The following is a 17,931-nucleotide window of genomic DNA, read 5'->3' on the forward strand; positions in this document are numbered from 1 at the left end:
CGCCATACGCCACGGGGGATTTAAGCCCGCAAAAGATGATCTTTCGCTGATTGTTTCGGGAACATGAACGCGAACCGTGGCGGAATACCGTCGCACCGTGGCCGGAACCGTCGTCCGGCCCCCGGACCCGGCACACTCGGACTAACGTCCCTCCGTGCGCAGGAAACTGAGGGTGGCGGCCTACGCCGTGTGCGTTCGCGACGTGGGGGCCGCTCCGGCCGACGGCCCGGGACGGATCCTGCTGGCCCGCTCGCCGGCCCCCGAGGGTCCGCCCGAGTGGGTGCTGCCCGGCGGCGGCATGGAGCACGGCGAGGATCCCCACGACACCGTGCGCCGGGAGGTCTTCGAGGAGACCGGCTACCACATCGAGGTGACCGGCCTGCTCGGCGTGGACTCGCTGCGTCGGACCGCGCCGGGGCGCTTCGGGCGCGGCGTCGACCGCCACGCCGTACGGCTCGTCTACGAGGGCCGGATCACCGGCGGTGAACTGCGCAACGAGGAGAACGGCTCCACCGACCTGGCCGCCTGGCAGGACCTGGCCGCGGTGGCCGGTCTGAACCGGGTCGCGCTCGTCGACACAGCGCTCAGGCTGTGGCGCGAGCGCCCGGCGTCCGGACGGCTGCCGGACGGGCCCGGCGGCCTCCTGCTACCCCCGCAGATGAACACGGAGTGACCGTCCACCGGCCGCCCGAAATCCACCGTATGACCGTGTCCGGTACACCGTGATCCACGTACGGTGATCGGCGCCGCACGTTGCTGCCTCGTTCACGCGCAGGTCACCCCTGGTGCCAACGATCCCAAGCAGCGGGATGTTCGCGATGGCGATCACCCGCGAACCACTGCTGACGCGTTCGCACCCGGGGAGACCGCGCCATGTCGCGCATACGCTCTGTCGCCACCTCCGCGCTGGGGGTCAACCGCCGTACCGTCCTCGCCGCCGCCGGAGCGGTGTCGGTCTCCGCGGGCATCGGCTACGCCCTGCGCCCCACCGACAGCCAGGCCGCCACCACCCAGGAGGCACCCCTCGCCTCCTCGCGGACGGCGCCCGCACCGCCGCTCACCCCCTACATCAAGGGCACCACCCTCGAATCCGCCGCCACCGCACCGGGCGGCTCCGGCTACCGGCGCCTCGGCGACGGACCCGGCTGGCCGCGGGTGGTGCGCGAGGAACTGGCCGCCGCCAAGTCCGGCCGCGCCGACCGCCGTACCCTGCTCGCCGCCTTCGTCCAGCTCACCGACCTGCACCTGATGGACGTCCAGCACCCGCTGCGGCTGGAGTTCCTGCGCTCCGCCGACCGGCACGCCTGGCGCCCGCACGAGGCGCTGACCGTGCCCGGGGCCGTCTCGCTGGTCGAGCGGATCAACTCGCTGCGGGGCGGGCCGGCCACCGGCTCGCCGCTGCACTGCGTGATGACCACCGGCGACAACACCGACAACAACGCCCACTCCGAACTGGAGTGGTTCATGACGATCATGAGCGGCGGGAACATCACCCCCAACACCGGGGACCCGCGCCACTACGAAGGCGTGCAGAGCAGTGGCCTCAGCCTGTACTGGCAGCCCGACTCGGCCCTGCGCGACCAGGACAAGACGGCCGGATTCCCGCAACTCGACGGCTACTTGGCCGCGGCCCTCCGGGAGGTCCGCAGCCCCGGCCTGCACCTGCCCTGGTACTCCACGGTCGGCAACCACGACGCCCTGCCGCTCGGCTGCTACGGCTCGCACGGCGACCCCTACCTCACCGAGTTCGCGGTCGGCGGCAGGAAGCTGATGAGCCTGTCCGCGGCCGAGGCGAAGAAGCTCCAGGACAGCATCAGGAACGCCGCCGACCCCCGGGGCACCGGCTTCCGGGACCTGCTCCAGGCGCACGCGCGCGATCTGCGGCCGGTCACACCCGACGACAGGCGCGCCCCGTACACCCCCGCCGACTACCTCAAGGCCCACCTCGACCCGGCCCACACCGGATCCGGCCCGGCCGGCCACGGCTACTCGTCGGACAACGTGGCCGCGGGCACCCAGTACTACTCGTTCCGCATCACCGACGACGTGATCGGCATCAGCCTGGACACCACCGACCCGGGCGGCCACTACGACGGCTCCATCGGCACCGCCCAGCTGACCTGGCTGGAGAACACCCTGCGGGACAACAAGGACGCGTACGCCGTCGTCTTCAGCCACCACACCAGCGCGACGATGGACAACACCCGCCCCGATCCGGCCGACCCCGGCGAGCAGCGGCACGACGGCGCCGCGGTCCTCGCCCTGCTCGCCCGCCACCCGGGCGTCCTCGCCTGGGTGAACGGCCACATCCACCGCAACGTGATCACCCCGCACAGCACCGCGGGCGGCCACTCCTTCTGGGAGATCTCCACCGCCTCCCACGTCGACCACCCCCAACTCGCCCGGGTCGTCGAGCTGGTGGACAACAAGGACGGCACGCTGTCGCTGTTCACCACGCTCGTCGAGTCCGCCGCGCCGCACCGCGCCGATCCGGCCGACCTGTCCCAGACCGGCCTGGCCGCCCTCTATCGTGAGCTGTCCTTCAACGCCCCCGGCGCCAGCACGACCCTCGGGGGTTCCGCGACCGACCGCAACACGGAGCTGGTGCTGAAGAAGGGCTGAGGTCGAAAGGGCCGATACACGCTCAACCGGCGTACGGCCGGGCAACCTTCACCGCCGCCCCGGTGTCCCTCCCCGCGACCGAGCTCGACGAGCCCAGCGAACAGGGGAAACGACATGTCCGTACGTATGGCGGTGGTGGCGGCGACGGCCGCGGTGCTCTCGACGGCACTGGCGGCGACACCGGTGCTCGCGGCCGGCGCCGCCGAGGGCACCGACGGCCACGCGGCCACCCGCCGGGCCATGGCGGCCGCGGTCGCCGACGGGGTGCCCGGCGTCACCGCGGGCGCCCGGGACGCGCGGGGCGCCTGGTCGGCGACCGCGGGCGTCGGCGACACCCGCACCGGTGCCCCGCGTTCCGCCGCCGACCGCTACCGCGTCGGCAGCATCACCAAGACCTTCGTCTCCACCGTCCTGCTCCAGCTGGCGGCCGAGGGCAGGCTGTCGCTGGCCGACCCGGTGGAGAAATGGCTGCCCGGCGTGGTGCGCGGCCATGGCCACGACGGCCACGCGATCACGCTCCGCATGCTCCTCAATCACACCAGCGGCATCTACAACTACACGGCCGACGACGACTTCGGCCGCGCCTACTTCGTGAAGGACGGCTTCTTCCAGCACCGCTACGACACCCTGGCCCCGAGCGAGCTGGTGGCGATCGCGATGCGCCACGCACCGGACTTCGCGCCGGGCACGTCCTGGAACTACTCGAACACCAACTACGTTCTCGCGGGCATGATCGTCGAGCGCGTGACGGGCCGTCCGTACGCACAGGAGATCGAGCGGCGGATCATCCGCCCGCTGAAGCTCACGGGCACCACGGTGCCGGGCACCCGGGTCACGGTCCCGCAGCCGAGCAGCCGCGCCTACTCGAAGCTGGGCCAGCCGGTGGCGGGCCCGTCGTACGACGTCACCCGGCTGAACCCGTCCATCGCGTCGTCCGCGGGCGAGATGATCTCCGACTCGGCCGACCTGATCCGCTTCTACCGGGCCCTGCTCGGCGGCCGGCTGCTGCCCGCGCGGCAGCTGAAGGAGATGAAGACCACGGTCACGGCCGAGGGCATCCCGAACACGGGCTACGGCCTCGGGCTCATGGACCGCACCCTGTCCTGCGGCGTCCACGTCTGGGGACACGACGGCGGCATCCACGGCTCCAGTTCCTCGGCGGTGACCACGGCCGACGGCCGGCACGCGCTGGCGGTCAACTTCAACGGTGACTGGGCCGGGGACATGGACGCCGTGCTGGAGGGGGAATTCTGTTAGACACCGTTTCGCCGGCGTCTTTCCGTCTTAACGCGCATGCAATGTCCGTACCGCCATATATCGGCTAACCCGCTGTTCACGGGGATGGCTTGAATCAGGTGCAAGGCGGGTGGTCGCGTGCGCGCGAAACGTGATCTGCGGGTGCTCTCGGTCTACGAGGGCTTCTTCTCCGGCGGTGCCCGGATCGTCCACAGCGATGTCCTGCTGGGACTGGTGGAGGGCGGCAGGCAGCACCACCAGGTGCTGAGCATCCATGGTGAGGTCCACCGGGAGGCGACCCGGCAGCGCATGGAGGACGACGCCTGCTATCGCGCGCTCACGGCCGGCGGGGTACCGGTCACCTCGCTCGGCCGGAGCGCGGGCCTGGTCGACGGCACCGTCGCGGCGCGGGCGTTCAGCGGGCCCGAGCTGGCCGCGACGGCTCGGGCGATGGCGGGCGCGGACGTCATCCTCTCCCTGAAGGAGCAGCCGCTGGCCCTGCTCAACCAGGCGGGGCTGCCGCGCCGCCCGGTGGTGGTCTGCCTGCACCGCTCGGACCCGGAGAACCAGGGACCGGCGCTGGACGAGCTGAGGACGGCCATCGCGGACGGCACGGTCGTGGCGTGCGTGTGCTGCGCCGAGTCGACCCGCGACGCGTACCTGGCCGCCGGGATCCCGGCGGCACTGCTGCACGTCATCCCGAACGGGGTGGACCTGCTGCGGTTCCGGCCGGACGCGGAGGCGCGGCAGCGGGTGCGGGGTTCGCTCGGGATCCCGGCCGCGGCACCGGTGGTCGTCTTCGCCGCGCGCTACGCCGCGATGAAGAACGTCCCGCTGCTGCTGCGCGCGGCCCGGCTCTGGCTGGGCCGCGAGGGCGGCGGGCACGTGCTGATGTGCGGGGCCGGCATGACACCGGAGAACCCGGCCCTGTGGGCGGACATCGAGGTCGCCTTCGGCGCCGAGCGGGCGCTCGCCGAGCGGGTGCACCTGCTCGGCGTACGGCGGGACATGGCGGCGGTGCACGCCGCCGCCGACGTCGTGGCGCTCACCTCGTCGGCGGGGGAGGCCGCGCCGCTGAGTCTGATCGAGGGCATGATGTGCGGGGCCGTGCCGGTGACCACCGACGTCGGCGACAGCGCGGCCATCGTGGCCGGGCACGGCTTCGTCACCCCGCCGGACCCGGGCGCCGTGGCCCTGGCCTGGTCCGGCGCGGTCGCCGGCCACGCCGACCTCGCGCCTGCCCTGGCCCACAGCCGGGAGCGGTTCAGCCGCACCCGGATGATCGCGGCGTACGCGACCCTGCTCGACCGGGTGACCCGGCGCCCCGCCTCCCGCCACGAGGAACCACAGCAGTCGCCCTGACCCGCGCCGCCGATATCCGTGTGGCCCGTATTCGTGTGGCCCGTATTCGTGTGGCCCGTACCTGTACGACCCGTACCCGTGTGGCCCGTACGGCCGGTACCCGTGCGGCCGGGCTCGGCCCGCGGCTCGGCCTCCGCTCCCGGCTCGGCCTCCGCTCCCGGCTCGGCCCCGATCGCCGGCCCGGTCCCGCTCCCGGGCCCCGTTCCGGCCGTCCCCGGGCGGCACTACCGCGGCAGGACCACGACGTACGCGGCCGGGTCGCGGTCGCCGGAGGCCATCAGGGCGGTGCGGACCACCGTCGCCTGCTGCTCCAGCGACTCCCGGAGCTTCCTGGGGGAGATGTGCACGACGGTGATGCCCAGGCGCTCCAGGTGCTCGCGCTTGCGCGCGTACTCCGACCAGAGGGCGTCCTCGTCCTGGCGCGGGGCCCGGGTGTCCAGCTCCACCGCCACCGCCTGGTCCGGCCAGTACGCGTCCAGGCCGCCGAGGTGCGGGCCGCCCGGCAGCCGCAGGTCCACGTTCCACACCGGGTCCGGCAGGCCGTACTCCCGCACCATCCGGTACAGGCGGTCCTCCGCGAGCGCCCGGCCCTCGGCCACCAGGGAGTCCACCGCGTCCACCACGTGCGGCAGGGTCAGCAGCTTGGCCTGGTTCAGTTCCCGTACCACCGCGGCCGGTTCGCAGTGGCCGGCCCGGACCGCCTCGGACAGCAGCACGCGCACCGTGGCCGCGTCCGAGAGGTCCGCCACGGCGTCCGCCACGGCCCGCGGCACCGGCGCCACCGGCACCCCGGACACCTGCCGCGCGGCGGGCAGGTCCGGGGTGCGGACGATGCGGGCCAGGCCCGCCGAGCGCAGCCGGCGTGCCCGCGGGACCAGCACGTCGATGCGGTCCAGGGCGGACAGCGGCGGCGCCGCGGCGAAGCCGTGCAGGCTCAGCGCGGCCAGGCCGGTGACCATCACCTCCGGGTACCGGGACGCGGGCGACTCGGGGGGCCTGGGCTGTGGCGGCACGGCGGCGCCCGCCGGGACGCGCGCCGCGTACAGCAGTACGGCGTGCAGCCGCTCCTCGCCGGTCGGCGGCCCGGCGTGGAGCAGGACCACGCCCGGCAGGAGCTGCTGCCAGGGGCCGTCGGGGCGGCACCGCTCGTTCAGGTCGGCCGTCGAGACACCGTGCTTGCGCAGCCGGGCCGCGGTCAGCACCCGGTGGTGGACGTCGCTGAGGTGGTGGAGGGGGCGCGGGGAGAGCGGGGTGTTGTGGTTCATGACCTCCGGATTCCCGCGGCCGGACGGCCCTTTAACCGCTGTTACACACCCGTCGACAAATACGGACAAGGCGGCACTAAAGGACGAATGTTCGGATGCCGAGTAGCGCTCGAAAACCCCTGGTCCGTTCGGGTGCGGACCAGGGGTTACGGCTCCAATTGACCGAATTCCGTAACGGTCACGGACGCGCCGAGCCTTGGCCAGAGGCGGCGGCGTCGCAGGACTGCCCGCGCAGCGATCGCGCCAGGTCGTCCCGTGCCTCCAGCACCAGCCTGCGCAGCGCGGGAGCCGACTCCCGGTGCGCTTCCAGCCACGCGTCCGTCGCCGCCAGCGTCTCCGGCGAGTCCTGGTAGGCCGGGAACAGCCCCCGGACCACGTCCATGCCGATCTGGATCGACCGCTCCCGCCACACCCGCTCGATCACCGCGAAGTACTTCTCGGTGTACGGAGCCGCAAGCTCCCGCTGCGCGGGCTGCGCGAACCCGGCGATCGTCGCCCCGACCAGCGCGTTGGACAGCGCGTCGGACTCCACCACCTGCGCCCACGCCTGCGCCTTGACCGCGGCCGAGGGGCGGGCGGCCAGACAGCGGACGTGGTGCCGCTTGCCGGACGCGGTGTCGTCGCGGGCCAGCTCCGCCGCGAGCACGGCCTCGTCGGCCGCCCCGTGGACCGCGAGCGGCTCCAGGAACGCCCAGCGCAGCTCCTGGTCCACCGCCAGCCCGTCGACCACGGCCGAGCCGGCCAGCAGCTTCCGCAGCAGCGCCAGGTGCGGCTCGCCGGACGCCACCGTCGCGAAGAACCGAGCCCAGGCCAGCTGGTGCTCGCTGCCCGGCTCGGCCCGCCGCAGCTCGTCGAGGGCCCGGTCGGCGACCAGCCGCTCACCGGTCGCCCGCCACTTGGGCGCCGCGTAGTGCACCAGCGCCGAGTTCGTCCACGCGTGCAGCATCTGCACGACGCCGATCTCGCTCTCGCGGCCCGCGAAGCGCAGCACCAGCTCGACGAAGTCCCGGGTCGGCAGCAGCCCGTCCCGGGTCAGGTTCCACAGCGCCGACCAGCACTGGGCGCGGGCCAGGGGGTCGGTCAGCGCACCCAGGTGGTCCCGGAGGGTGGCCAGGGACGTGGCGTCCAGCCGCATCTTGCAGTACGTCAGGTCGTCGTCGTTGACCAGGACCAGCTCCGGGGCCGCGGCACCGGCCAGCTCCGGCACGACCGTGCGCGGACCGTCGACGTCGGTCTCCACGCGCGCGTACCGCTCCAGGTCCCCGGCCGGACCGCGCCGGTACAGGCCCACCGCCACCCGGTGCGGACGCAGCTGCGGATGCGCCTCGGGCGCCTCCTGGAGCACGGCCAGTTCGCTCACCCGGCCCTCGGCGTCCAGCAGGACCTGCGGGGTCAGCGAGTTCACCCCGGCCGTCTGCAACCAGGCCCGCGCCCAGGTCGCCATGTCCCGGCCGCTGGTCTCCTCCAGCACCGACAGCAGGTCACCGAGCCGGGTGTTGCCGTACGCGTTCCGCTTGAAGTAGCGCCGGGCCCCCTCCAGGAAGGCGTCCTGCCCGACGTACGCGACGAGCTGCTTCAGCACCGACGCGCCCTTGGCGTAGGTGATGCCGTCGAAGTTGAGCTTGGCGTCCTGGAGGTCGCGGATGTCCGCCGTGACCGGGTGCGTGGAGGGCAGCTGGTCCGCGCGGTACGCCCAGGCCTTGCGGCGGTTGGCGAAGGTGATCCAGGCGTTCTCGAACCGGGTCGCGCCCGCGTTCGCGAACGCCCCCATGAAGTCCGCGAAGGACTCCTTGAGCCACAGGTCGTCCCACCACTCCATGGTGACCAGGTCGCCGAACCACATGTGCGCCATCTCGTGCAGCAGGGTGTTGGCGCGGCCCTCGTAGGACGCCTGCGTCACCTTGCCGCGGAAGACGTACTCCTCGCGGAAGGTCACCAGGCCCGGGTTCTCCATCGCGCCCAGGTTGTACTCCGGGACGAACGCCTGGTCGTACTTCCCGAACGGGTACGGGTAGTCGAAGTGGTCGTGGAAGAAGTCCAGTCCCTGCTTGGTGACCAGGAAGACGTCGTCGGCGTCGAAGTGCGGGGCGAGAGCCTTGCGGCACATCGCGCCCAGCGGGATCCGCAGCCGCGTGCCGTCCTCGAAGGTCCGCTCGTAGGAGTCGGTCACATAGTGGTACGGGCCCGCCAGCACGCAGGTGATGTACGTCGAGATCGGCTTGGTCTCGGCGAACCGCCACACCCCTTCGACGAGTTCGCCGGCGCCGTTGCTCCACGCCGTCCAGCCCTCCGGCGCCCGCACCTCGAAGCGGTAGGGGGCCTTGAGGTCCGGCTGCTCGAAGTTGGCGAAGACCCGGCGGGCGTCGGCCGGCTCGTACTGGGTGTACAGGTACACCTCGCCGTCCTCCGGGTCGACGAAGCGGTGCAGGCCCTCACCGGTACGGGAGTAGGCGCAGAGCGCGTCCACCACCAGCTCGTTCTCGGCGGCCAGGTCCTCCAGCGCGATCCTGGCGCCGTCGAAGACCTCGCCGGGGTCGAGGTCCCGGCCGTTGAGCGAGAGCGCGGTCACGGCCGGCGCGATCAGGTCCGCGAAGCTGGACGCACCGGGCTCGTTGCAGCGGAAGCGGATCGTGGTGACCGAGCGGAAGGTGCGGGGCGCGTCGTCCCCGTCGCCGACGGCCGACCGCAGGTCCAGGGACACCTCGTACCCGTCGACGGACAGCAGGGCGGCCCGCTCGCGGGCCTCGTCGCGGGACAGATTCTCACCGGGCACGGACGGCACTCCCTCGTTGTCGTGGTATGGCAGGGTTCGGCTGGGGTTCAACAGCACCGATCCTCCCATGTGCCCCTGACGGGGGTCAGCAGGGGAATGACGGAACGGCCGGACGCGTTGGCCGGGGAAAGGCGTATCCCCGAGGAGTGACATGTCTGAGAAGACCCCCGTCGACTTCTGGTTCGACCCCCTGTGCCCCTGGGCCTGGATGACTTCCCGATGGGTGCTGGAGGTGGCGAAGCAGCGGGACATCGAGGTCCGCTGGCATGTGATGAGCCTCGCCGTGCTGAACGAGAACAAGCTCGACACACTGTCCGAGGAGTACGCCGCGAACATGCGTCCCGGCGGCAAGTCCTGGGGCCCGGTCCGGGTGGCCGTCGCCGCTCAGCAGCAGCACGGCGACGAGGCGGTCGGCAAGCTGTACACCGCGCTCGGCACCCGCTTCCACAACGAGGGCCTCGGGGTGAATCCCGAGAGCATCGCCGCCGCGCTCGCGGACGCGGGCCTGCCCGCCGAGCTGATCGAGTACGCGGACAAGGACACCTACGACACCGAGCTGCGCGCCTCCCACAAGGAGGGCATCGACAAGGTCGGCCAGGAGGTCGGCACCCCGGTGATCGCCGTGCCCGGTCCCGACGGTGAGGAGATCGCCTTCTTCGGTCCGGTCGTGACCCCCGCCCCCAAGGGCGAGGAGGCCCTGCGGCTGTGGGACGGCACCCTCGCCGTGGCCTCCGTGCCCGGCTTCTACGAGATCAAGCGGACCCGTACCAAGGGCCCCGACTTCAGCAACCTCTGAGACTTCGGCACCCTCTGAGTTCCGTCGGCGCCCCGGGAGTTCCGTCGGCACCCTGTGAGTTCCGTCGGTACCCTCACAGCGCGCTCGGCACGTCCCGTGCCCGGCGCGCCCGCTGAACAGCACCGGCCCCGCGAGTCACGTCCTCGCGGGGCCGGTCCCTTTCTCCGCCCGCCGCGTGAAGGGTGAGAAGACGATCACGAGGCAGGACGATCCGGGTACGCCGTCAGGGCGCCAGCAGCAGCACCCCGGCGCGGGACCTGGCGGCCTCGTAGCGCCGGGCCACGTCCTGCCAGTCGACGACCGCCCACATGGCGTCGATGAAGTCGACCTTCTGGTTCTTGTATTGCAGGTAGAAGGCGTGCTCCCAGGCGTCGAAGACCAGGATCGGGGTCGCGCCCTGGCCCACGTTGCCCTGGTGGTCGTAGACCTGCTCGACGACCAGGCGGCCGCTGAGCGGCTCGTACGCCAGCACGCCCCAGCCCGATCCCTGGGTGGTGGCCGCGGCCTTGGTCAGCTGGGCCTTGAAACCGGCGAACGAGCCGAACGACTCGGTGAGCGCGTCCGCCAGCCCGCCCACGCCGTCCGCGGCCAGCGGTTCGCCGCCGCCGTCACCGGTCATGTTGTGCCAGTAGATCGAGTGCAGGATGTGTCCGGAGAGGTGGAAGGCCAGGTTCTTCTCCAGGCCGTTCAGCGAACCCCACTGCTCCTTGTCGCGCGCCTCGGCCAATTGCTCCAGCGTGTCGTTGGCGCCCTTCACATAGGCCGCGTGGTGCTTGTCGTGGTGCAGCTCGATGATCTCGGGGCTGATCACCGGGGCGAGCGCGGAGTAGTCGTAGGGCAGTTCAGGAAGCGTGTAGACGGGCATGGGTGGTCCCCTCCGAACCTCTTATTGCAAAGGGCTTGCAACTACACGCTAGCAACAAAAAGCCCTTCGCGGGTGCAGGGGAAGAGGTGGTGCCCGTGGACCGGGCGGTGGCGTGAGCCAGGTATCGCGCCCTCCGTGACCGTTGTCACCTCGCACGGGGTGTAATCGGCACCCTTTGTATGGAGCCGACCAGCCCGCCGTTTCAGCCTTTGTCGAGCACTGACGGTGAACGTCCCGACCAGGCGGTATAGCGTCACGGTGTCCCAGCCCGCCCACACCCGCGGAGTCCTCATGAGCACCGCCACCGCCGGCGCCCGTTCTGGTGCCGTCCTCGCCGACCTCCTGCCCGCCTCCCGTGTGCGCGATGTCGCCCTCGTGCTCGGTGGAGCCGCGCTCACCGGCCTGGCGGCCCAGCTCTCGGTGCCCGTACCGGGCTCCCCGGTCCCGGTGACCGGGCAGACCTTCGCCGCCCTGCTCGTCGGCACCACGCTCGGGGCCGGCCGCGGCTTCCTCTCCCTCGCGCTCTACGCGATCGCGGGCATGGCGGGCGTGCCGTGGTTCGCGGGCGGCGGCGCGGGCACGGCGGCCCCGTCCCTCGGCTACGTCTTCGGCATGCTGCTGGCCGCCTCCGTGGTGGGCGCGCTGGCCCGCCGCGGCGCCGACCGCTCGATGCTGCGCACCGCGGGCACGATGATCCTGGGCGAGGCGATCATCTACGCCGTCGGCGTCCCCTACCTGGCCGTGGCCACCGGCATGTCCGCCTCCGCCGCCATCGCCGCCGGCCTCACGCCGTTCCTGATCGGCGACGCCCTGAAGGCCGCGCTGGCCATGGGCCTGCTGCCCACCGCCTGGAAGCTCGTCGACAAGCGCTGACCGCGGCGCCGCGCCGGGACCCCGCCGGCACGGGACCCCGCCCGCACGGAGGCGGCGAGCGGCGCCGACCGCACGCCGGAACACGGCAGAGGCTCGCCGGGCGATCGATACCGCGCCCGACGAGCCTCTGCCGTGTTCCGGCGTCTCCGCCGCTTGTCGCCGTTCGGCCGTGCGCCTCCTGGCCTCTTGCCTCCCGGCCTCTTGCTTCTTGGCCTCCGGGCCGCTCGGCCCATCGGCGTGCCGCGCCGCGAAACGTCCCACGGCATTCGGGCCGGTCGGCCGACACGGGGCCGGTCGGCCGACGCGGGGCTCAGCCGACCGGCACCCGGTCCTGCTCGCTCTGCTCGGTCGCGTCCTGGTGGCTGCCCGCGAGGCGCTGCCGCACCACCGCGATGACCACCACGACCGCCGCGACCAGCAGCGACAGCAGGACGGTCGTCCGGCCGCTGCTCTCGCCCTCGGTGTCGGTGAGCATGTAGCCGAGCACGAACACGATCAGCGCGGCGGTGGCCCAGGTCAGATACGGGTACAGCCACATCTTCACGACCAGCTTCTCCGGCGCCTCACGCTGGATGATCTTCCGCATCCGCAGCTGCGAGAAGCAGATCGCCAGCCAGACGAACAGGGCCACCGCGCCACTGGAGTTGACCAGGAAGAGGAAGACCGAGTCCGGGAAGCGGTAGTTGAAGAAGACGGCGACGAAGCCGAACACCACCGACGCGATGATCGCCGCCATCGGCACACCCCGGGACGTGGTCCGCGCGAACGCCTTCGGCGCGTCACCGCGCTGGCCCAGCGAGAAGGCCATCCGGGAGGCCGTGTACAGGCCCGAGTTGAGACACGACAGCACCGAGGTCAGCACGATGAAGTTCATGATCTGACCGGCGTGCGGGATGCCGAGCGAGTCGAGGGCGGCGACGTACGAGCCGTCCTTCGCGATCGCCGGGTCGTCCCACGGCACCAGGGAGACGACGATGAGGATCGAGCCCAGGTAGAAGACGCCGATCCGCCAGATGATGCTGTTGGTCGACTTGGTGACGGCCCGCCGCGGGTCCTCCGACTCGCCCGCGGCCAGCGTCGCGATCTCGCTGCCCATGAAGGAGAACACCACGAGCAGCACCCCGGTGAGGATGGTGCCGGGACCGTTGGGCAGGAAACCGCCGTGGCCGGTCAGGTTGCCGAAACTCGCCTTGTCGCTGTCCACGCCGGGCAGCACGCCGAGGACGGCAAGCAGTCCGACCACGATGAACGCGCCGATCGCCACGACCTTGATCCCGGCGAACCAGAACTCGAACTCGCCGTAGGAGCCGACCGAGACCAGGTTGGTCGCGGTGAGCACGACCATCACGATCAGTGCCCAGCCCCACTGCGGGACCGCGGGGATCCAGCTTTCCAGGATCTTGGCCCCGGCGGTGGCCTCCACGGCCAGCACGACGACCCAGAAGAACCAGTACAGCCAGCCGATGGAGAAACCGGCCCAGCGGCCGAGCGCCCGGTCGGCGTGCGCGGAGAAGGAGCCGGAGGCGGGGTTGGCGGCGGACATCTCACCGAGCATCCGCATCACGAGGACGACGAGTGCGCCGACGAGGGCGTACGACAGGAGGATGCCGGGTCCGGCAGTGGCGATTCCGGTACTGGATCCGACGAAAAGGCCGGCTCCGATGACGCCGCCGATGGCGATCATCGAAAGATGACGGTTTTTGAGCCCTGCCTGGAGTCCGGCGCCGGAATTTCCGGTGTCAGGATCTCCAGGGGCGGGGTGGGGCGGCTGCGAAGTCATGGGGGATTCCTTTGCGCCGGGTGAGGGTTCTCCCGTACCGGGGTGTACGAGCCGGTCCAGTGAATCGGAGGTGAACGGAATCAGCAGCCGTCGAATCCAAATTGTTACTTGAGGTTTTCTTGAGGTTCTATGGTTTTACCTGCCTTTTTCTTTCTTGAAGCCCGAAGCTGCCGCCCGGTCGTGCCCGTGTCACACTGCTTGCCATGCGCGTGTATCTCGGCTCGGACCATGCGGGCTTCGAACTCAAGAACCACCTCGTCGAATGGCTGAAGGGGGCCGGTCACGAGCCCGTCGACTGCGGCCCCCACATCTACGACGCCCAGGACGACTATCCGCCGTTCTGCCTCCGCGCCGCGCAGCGGACGGCGGCGGACCCCGACGCCCTCGGCATCGTGATCGGCGGCTCCGGAAACGGCGAGCAGATCGCGGCGAACAAGGTCAAGGGCGTCCGCGCGGCCCTCGCCTGGAGCGAGGAGACCGCCACCCTGGGCCGGCAGCACAACAACGCCAACGTCGTGGCCGTGGGTGCGCGCATGCACTCGACGGAGGAGGCGACGAGGTTCGTCGAGACCTTCCTCGGCACCCCGTTCTCCGGCGACGAGCGGCACATCCGCCGCATCGACATGCTGTCGGACTACGAGACGACGGGCGCCCTGCCCCCGATCCCGGCCCACCACCCGCAGCAGGACTGAGGTACCGGTACCGACCGAGGCACTCCCCGGGCACCGGTCCGGGCGAGGGGAGAGGACGCCGCACCGTGCCGGAAGGGCACACGATCCACCGGCTGGCGCAGGACATCGCCGGCCGCTTCGGCGGCCGGCCCGCGCGGGTGAGCAGCCCCCAGGGCAAGTTCTCCGACGCCGCCGCCCTGCTCGACGGGGCGGAACTGCACCGTACGGAAGCCCACGGAAAGCACCTCTTCCTGGGCTTCCGCGCACCCGGCCGCACCGACACTCATCACGCCGCTGACGCCGCTGACGCCGCTGGAGCCGAGGGCACCACGGACGCCGCGACCGCCGAAGAATCCGAGGACACCGAAGACAGCGAGGACACCGAAGACACCGCCTGGGTCCACATCCACCTGGGCCTCTTCGGCAAGGTGACCTTCGGCGACGCCCCGGCCCCGCCGCCCACCGACACGGTCCGCCTCCGCCTCGTGGGCCCCACCGCCTACGTCGACCTGCGCGGCCCCACCACCTGCGCCCTGATCGCCGACGCCGAGAAACGGGCGATACACGCGCGCCTCGGCCCGGACCCGCTGCGCGACGACCCCGACCCGGCCACCGCCTACGCCCGCGTCCGGCGCAGCCGTACCTCGATCGCCGCGCTCCTCCTGGACCAGAAGATCATCGCCGGCGTCGGCAACGTCTACCGCGCCGAAGTCCTCTTCCGGCACGGCATCGACCCCTACCGCGCGGGCCGCGACCTCACGCCCGCCGAGTGGGACGCGATCTGGGCCGACCTCGCCGCACTGATGCGGGAGGGCGTCCGGCACAACCGCATCGACACCGTCCGCCCCGAGCACACCCCCGAGGCCATGGGCCGGCCGCCGCGCGTCGACGACCACGGCGGCGAGGTGTACGTCTACCGCCGCGCCGACCTGCCCTGCCACATCTGCGGCACCCCGGTCCGCACGGCCGGTCTCGCCGCCCGCAACCTCTTCTGGTGCCCCGCCTGCCAGCAGACCTGACCCCGCCACCGCGCCCCCGGGCGAACCCCCAGGCTCGCCCGGCGGCGCTCCCCCGGATCCCTAGAACCCGTGCGGCAGCCACGGCGCGACCGGCGAGCCGAACGCCACCGACGCCTCCGTCAGCGCCCCCACCCGCACCTCGCGCACCCGCCCGGCCGCCGCCAGCGACGACAGCGACACACCGCCCAGATACGCGGCCCCCAACTCCCGCACCGACAGCGCCAGGTCGGCCGCGTCCTCGGTACGCGCGCACGAGGCGCCCTTCGCGTCCCCGGTCAGCCGCCAACGCCCCGCGTTCCACGGGCAGAAGGCGTCCTCCACCTCGAACACGACGTCCACCGGCGCCTGGTACGTCCGCGCCTCCAGCGCCGCGCCGACCTCCACGAGCCGTACGTACAACGAGTCCCGCAGTGTGATCCGGCAGCGGCGGACGTCCGACACCAACTGCTGCCAGCCCTCGTCCAGCGGGCGCCCCCGCGCGACGAGCGTCGAGGTCAGATCGATGTCGAACAGGAACCGCCACACCGCCGCGTGCGCGGCCGGGTCCAGCGTCTCCAGGTCCTCCAGCACGACCGTGCCCTTCGGCCCGGCCTGGTCCCAGTCCGGCTTGACGCGGAACCGCGCGAAGCCGACCGGCTCCCCGTCCCGCTCGGCCACCACGCACTGCAACGGCGAGGCGCCGTCCCGGTCGCCCTCCGGGTCGAGCAGCGCGACCCGCTCCCACCCCGGCAGCCGCGCGATCATCCCGGGGCGCAGCGGCACCTGCCGGGCGTACAGCGCCTCGCACGCGTCGAGCGCATCGGCCGGGGCGGCGTACCTGAGCCGTACGTCGTCGGTGCCGGGCGGCAGCGCGAGCCGCACCCGGCTGGTGTCGATCTCGGCGCCCGCGTGGAACGTCCCCGCGCCGTACCCGAACCGTCCGTAGATGTCCGGTTCCGACGCCGTCAGCACGGCCAGCGGCCAGCCCCAGGACCGTACGTCGTCCAGTTGCCGCCGCATCATCGACGTGAGCACCCCGCGCCGCCGATGGGTGGCGGCCACGCTGACCATGGTGATGCCGGCGGCCCGCACCGGCGCCCCGCCGGGCACGGTCAGCCGGAAGGCGAACGCCCCGGCCGTCCCCACGCACGCGTCCCCGTCCCAGGCACCGACGGCACGGTCCGGCTCGATCAGCTCCAGGGACAGCTGCCGTTCCTCGGCCGATTCCGGCACACCACCGAAGGCGCGGATCAGATTGTCGTACCACTCGTCCAGCTCATCGGGCCGTACCGTCCGCAGCTCGATCCGGTGGTCGTTCCGTGCAAGGTCAGTCGCCATGGACCATGCGTATCAGCGCATTGCGGGACAAGCGAACGAATTTCCGCCAGGTGGCAGCGCGATGGCGTTCCGTGAAGTTCACTGTGAAGTTGAGCCTCGGACGGGGGACAAGTGGGACCTCCCGTGCCAAGCGACTGCTCCGATGGATAGGGTCCCGAACTAATGGCAGCAGGACGAGAGCGGCGCGGGAAGGCGGAGACCTTCACGGCCCGGTTGCGGATGCAGTGGCACCGGGCTCGCGTCGGCGTGCGCCGAAGCGCCGTCGACTACTTCCGCGGCGACGGGTCGGACTGGATCGCGCTGGTCGGACTGCTGCTGACCGTACCCGTGCTCGCGGCGATGACGCTCGCGAACTCGGTGTGGTTCGCGCCGGGCGCCCTGGTGCTCCCGATCATCGCGGGCGGGCTGCTGCTGCGCCCGGCGAGCCTGCTCGGCCTGTACGCGGCGGCGGCCACGGCGCTGATCGTGGAGTCGGTGCAGCTCGGGCCGTACACCGAGGGCCCGTCCCGGGTCACCCCCGGCGTGGTCCTGGTGGTCGCGGCCTGCGGTTTCTTCGGGCTGCTCACCGCCCAGTTCCGCAGCCGGGTGGGCGTGCCCTGGCGGCGCGGCGGCACCATGCTGTTCGACCTGCGCGAGCGGATCCGCGTCCAGAGCAAACTGCCGAAGCTGCCGCAGGGCTGGCACCGGGAGATGGCGCTGCGGCCCGCGGGCGGCCAGTCCTTCTCCGGTGACTTCGTGGTCGCGGCCCGTACGAACGGCGGGCGCACCATGGAGGTCGTGCTCACCGACGTGTCCGGCAAGGGCATGGACGCGGGGTCCCGCGCGCTGCTGCTGTCCGGCGCCTTCGGCGGCCTGCTGGGCTCGCTGCCCCCGCACGCCTTCCTCCCGGCCGCCAACGGCTACCTGCTCCGGCAGGACTGGGACGAGGGCTTCGCCACCTCCATCCACCTGGTCCTGGACCTCGACTCCGGGGACTACGAGCTGTACTCCGCCGGTCATCCGCCGGGCCTCCAGCTCAGCGCGGGCACCGGACGCTGGGAGGAGAAGGCCGCGGAGGGACCGCTGCTCGGTGTGTACGACGGTGCCCAGTTCGATCCCACGAAGGGCTCGCTGCGCCCCGGGGACGTGCTGATGCTGTTCACGGACGGTCTGGTCGAGACCTCCGACCGAGACATCGTCGAGGGCATGGACCGCCTCACCGGCGAGGCCGACCGCTATGTCGCGGGCGGCTTCCACGGGGCCGCCTGGCACCTGATCGAGGCGGTGGCCAAGGACGTCAACGACGACCGCGCCCTGCTGCTGATCTGCCGGGAGGGCCCGTCGGCCCCGCTGCCCCGCTGACTCACCGGGAA

General features: G+C 71.9%; 14 protein-coding genes. 9 read left to right on the forward strand and 5 right to left on the reverse strand.

What is annotated here, in order from left to right; genetic code table 11:
- Positions 1–154 precede the first annotated feature (154 nt).
- The 4 genes from ACFC09_RS11085 (at position 155) to ACFC09_RS11100 (ending at position 5,220) form a co-directional block, all read left to right on the forward strand.
- A complete protein-coding gene (locus ACFC09_RS11085) occupies positions 155–673 on the forward strand; it encodes an NUDIX hydrolase (RefSeq protein ID WP_376525850.1) in 519 nt (172 codons plus the stop codon).
- A gap of 200 nt (positions 674–873) precedes the next feature.
- A complete protein-coding gene (locus ACFC09_RS11090; protein ID WP_376525853.1) occupies positions 874–2,622 on the forward strand; it encodes a TIGR03767 family metallophosphoesterase in 1,749 nt (582 codons plus the stop codon).
- 114 nt (positions 2,623–2,736) lie between these two features.
- On the forward strand, positions 2,737–3,879 hold the full coding sequence (locus ACFC09_RS11095; RefSeq protein ID WP_376525854.1) for a serine hydrolase domain-containing protein: 1,143 nt from the start codon (positions 2,737–2,739) through the stop codon (positions 3,877–3,879).
- A 141-nt stretch (positions 3,880–4,020) separates the two neighbouring features.
- Positions 4,021–5,220 (forward strand): glycosyltransferase, encoded by a 1,200-nt coding sequence (locus ACFC09_RS11100; RefSeq protein ID WP_376525973.1) that lies wholly within the window; start codon positions 4,021–4,023, stop codon positions 5,218–5,220.
- 224 nt (positions 5,221–5,444) lie between these two features.
- Here the strand turns inward: ACFC09_RS11100 and ACFC09_RS11105 are convergent, their stop codons facing one another.
- Both ACFC09_RS11105 and pepN read right to left on the reverse strand, forming a co-directional pair.
- Positions 5,445–6,485 carry a hypothetical protein gene (locus tag ACFC09_RS11105; RefSeq protein WP_376525856.1) on the reverse strand — a complete coding sequence of 347 codons (1,041 nt, stop codon included), beginning with the start codon at positions 6,483–6,485 and terminating at the stop codon, positions 5,445–5,447.
- A 178-nt stretch (positions 6,486–6,663) separates the two neighbouring features.
- Positions 6,664–9,258 carry an aminopeptidase N gene (gene pepN / locus ACFC09_RS11110; RefSeq protein ID WP_376525858.1) on the reverse strand — a complete coding sequence of 865 codons (2,595 nt, stop codon included), beginning with the start codon at positions 9,256–9,258 and terminating at the stop codon, positions 6,664–6,666.
- A gap of 151 nt (positions 9,259–9,409) precedes the next feature.
- Here pepN and ACFC09_RS11115 point away from each other — a divergent pair, with 151 nt between their 5' ends.
- Positions 9,410–10,054 (forward strand): DsbA family protein, encoded by a 645-nt coding sequence (locus ACFC09_RS11115; protein ID WP_376525860.1) that lies wholly within the window; start codon positions 9,410–9,412, stop codon positions 10,052–10,054.
- Positions 10,055–10,277: 223 nt separating this feature from the next.
- Here the strand turns inward: ACFC09_RS11115 and ACFC09_RS11120 are convergent, their stop codons facing one another.
- The gene (locus ACFC09_RS11120; protein ID WP_376525862.1) at positions 10,278–10,919 is read right to left on the reverse strand and encodes a superoxide dismutase; all 642 of its coding nucleotides are present in this window, start codon (positions 10,917–10,919) and stop codon (positions 10,278–10,280) included.
- 291 nt (positions 10,920–11,210) lie between these two features.
- Between ACFC09_RS11120 and ACFC09_RS11125 the strand changes: the two genes are divergently transcribed.
- Entirely contained in the window at positions 11,211–11,792 is a 582-nt protein-coding gene (locus ACFC09_RS11125; protein WP_376525864.1) for a biotin transporter BioY, read from the forward strand.
- Between the two features lie 310 nt (positions 11,793–12,102).
- Here the strand turns inward: ACFC09_RS11125 and ACFC09_RS11130 are convergent, their stop codons facing one another.
- Positions 12,103–13,572 (reverse strand): amino acid permease, encoded by a 1,470-nt coding sequence (locus ACFC09_RS11130; protein ID WP_376525866.1) that lies wholly within the window; start codon positions 13,570–13,572, stop codon positions 12,103–12,105.
- Positions 13,573–13,775: 203 nt separating this feature from the next.
- Between ACFC09_RS11130 and ACFC09_RS11135 the strand changes: the two genes are divergently transcribed.
- Together ACFC09_RS11135 and ACFC09_RS11140 are read left to right on the forward strand one after the other, a co-directional pair.
- Complete coding sequence (locus ACFC09_RS11135; protein ID WP_376525868.1) at positions 13,776–14,264, forward strand: ribose-5-phosphate isomerase; 489 nt, start codon at positions 13,776–13,778, stop codon at positions 14,262–14,264.
- Positions 14,265–14,329: 65 nt separating this feature from the next.
- Positions 14,330–15,262 (forward strand): Fpg/Nei family DNA glycosylase, encoded by a 933-nt coding sequence (locus ACFC09_RS11140; RefSeq protein ID WP_376525869.1) that lies wholly within the window; start codon positions 14,330–14,332, stop codon positions 15,260–15,262.
- Between the two features lie 60 nt (positions 15,263–15,322).
- On the opposite strand, the gene ACFC09_RS11145 is transcribed toward ACFC09_RS11140, so the two are convergent.
- On the reverse strand, positions 15,323–16,579 hold the full coding sequence (locus tag ACFC09_RS11145) for a GNAT family N-acetyltransferase (RefSeq protein WP_376525871.1): 1,257 nt from the start codon (positions 16,577–16,579) through the stop codon (positions 15,323–15,325).
- Positions 16,580–16,741: 162 nt separating this feature from the next.
- Between ACFC09_RS11145 and ACFC09_RS11150 the strand changes: the two genes are divergently transcribed.
- Entirely contained in the window at positions 16,742–17,920 is a 1,179-nt protein-coding gene (locus tag ACFC09_RS11150; RefSeq protein ID WP_376525873.1) for a PP2C family protein-serine/threonine phosphatase, read from the forward strand.
- Positions 17,921–17,931: the final 11 nt, after the last annotated feature.

The sequence above is a fragment of the Streptomyces sp. NPDC056161 genome (assembly GCF_042268025.1).
In the GTDB taxonomy this organism is placed as follows: domain Bacteria; phylum Actinomycetota; class Actinomycetes; order Streptomycetales; family Streptomycetaceae; genus Streptomyces.

Coding starts and splice junctions, on each gene's coding strand:
- ACFC09_RS11125 (WP_376525864.1), top strand. CDS start 11,211: ATGAGCACCGCCACCGCCGGCGCCCGTTCTGGTGCCGTCCTCGCCGAC.
- ACFC09_RS11115 (WP_376525860.1), top strand. CDS start 9,410: ATGTCTGAGAAGACCCCCGTCGACTTCTGGTTCGACCCCCTGTGCCCC.
- ACFC09_RS11105 (WP_376525856.1), bottom strand. CDS start 6,485: ATGAACCACAACACCCCGCTCTCCCCGCGCCCCCTCCACCACCTCAGC.
- ACFC09_RS11145 (WP_376525871.1), bottom strand. CDS start 16,579: ATGGCGACTGACCTTGCACGGAACGACCACCGGATCGAGCTGCGGACG.
- ACFC09_RS11135 (WP_376525868.1), top strand. CDS start 13,776: ATGCGCGTGTATCTCGGCTCGGACCATGCGGGCTTCGAACTCAAGAAC.
- ACFC09_RS11150 (WP_376525873.1), top strand. CDS start 16,742: ATGGCAGCAGGACGAGAGCGGCGCGGGAAGGCGGAGACCTTCACGGCC.
- ACFC09_RS11130 (WP_376525866.1), bottom strand. CDS start 13,572: ATGACTTCGCAGCCGCCCCACCCCGCCCCTGGAGATCCTGACACCGGA.
- ACFC09_RS11120 (WP_376525862.1), bottom strand. CDS start 10,919: ATGCCCGTCTACACGCTTCCTGAACTGCCCTACGACTACTCCGCGCTC.
- ACFC09_RS11095 (WP_376525854.1), top strand. CDS start 2,737: ATGTCCGTACGTATGGCGGTGGTGGCGGCGACGGCCGCGGTGCTCTCG.
- ACFC09_RS11090 (WP_376525853.1), top strand. CDS start 874: ATGTCGCGCATACGCTCTGTCGCCACCTCCGCGCTGGGGGTCAACCGC.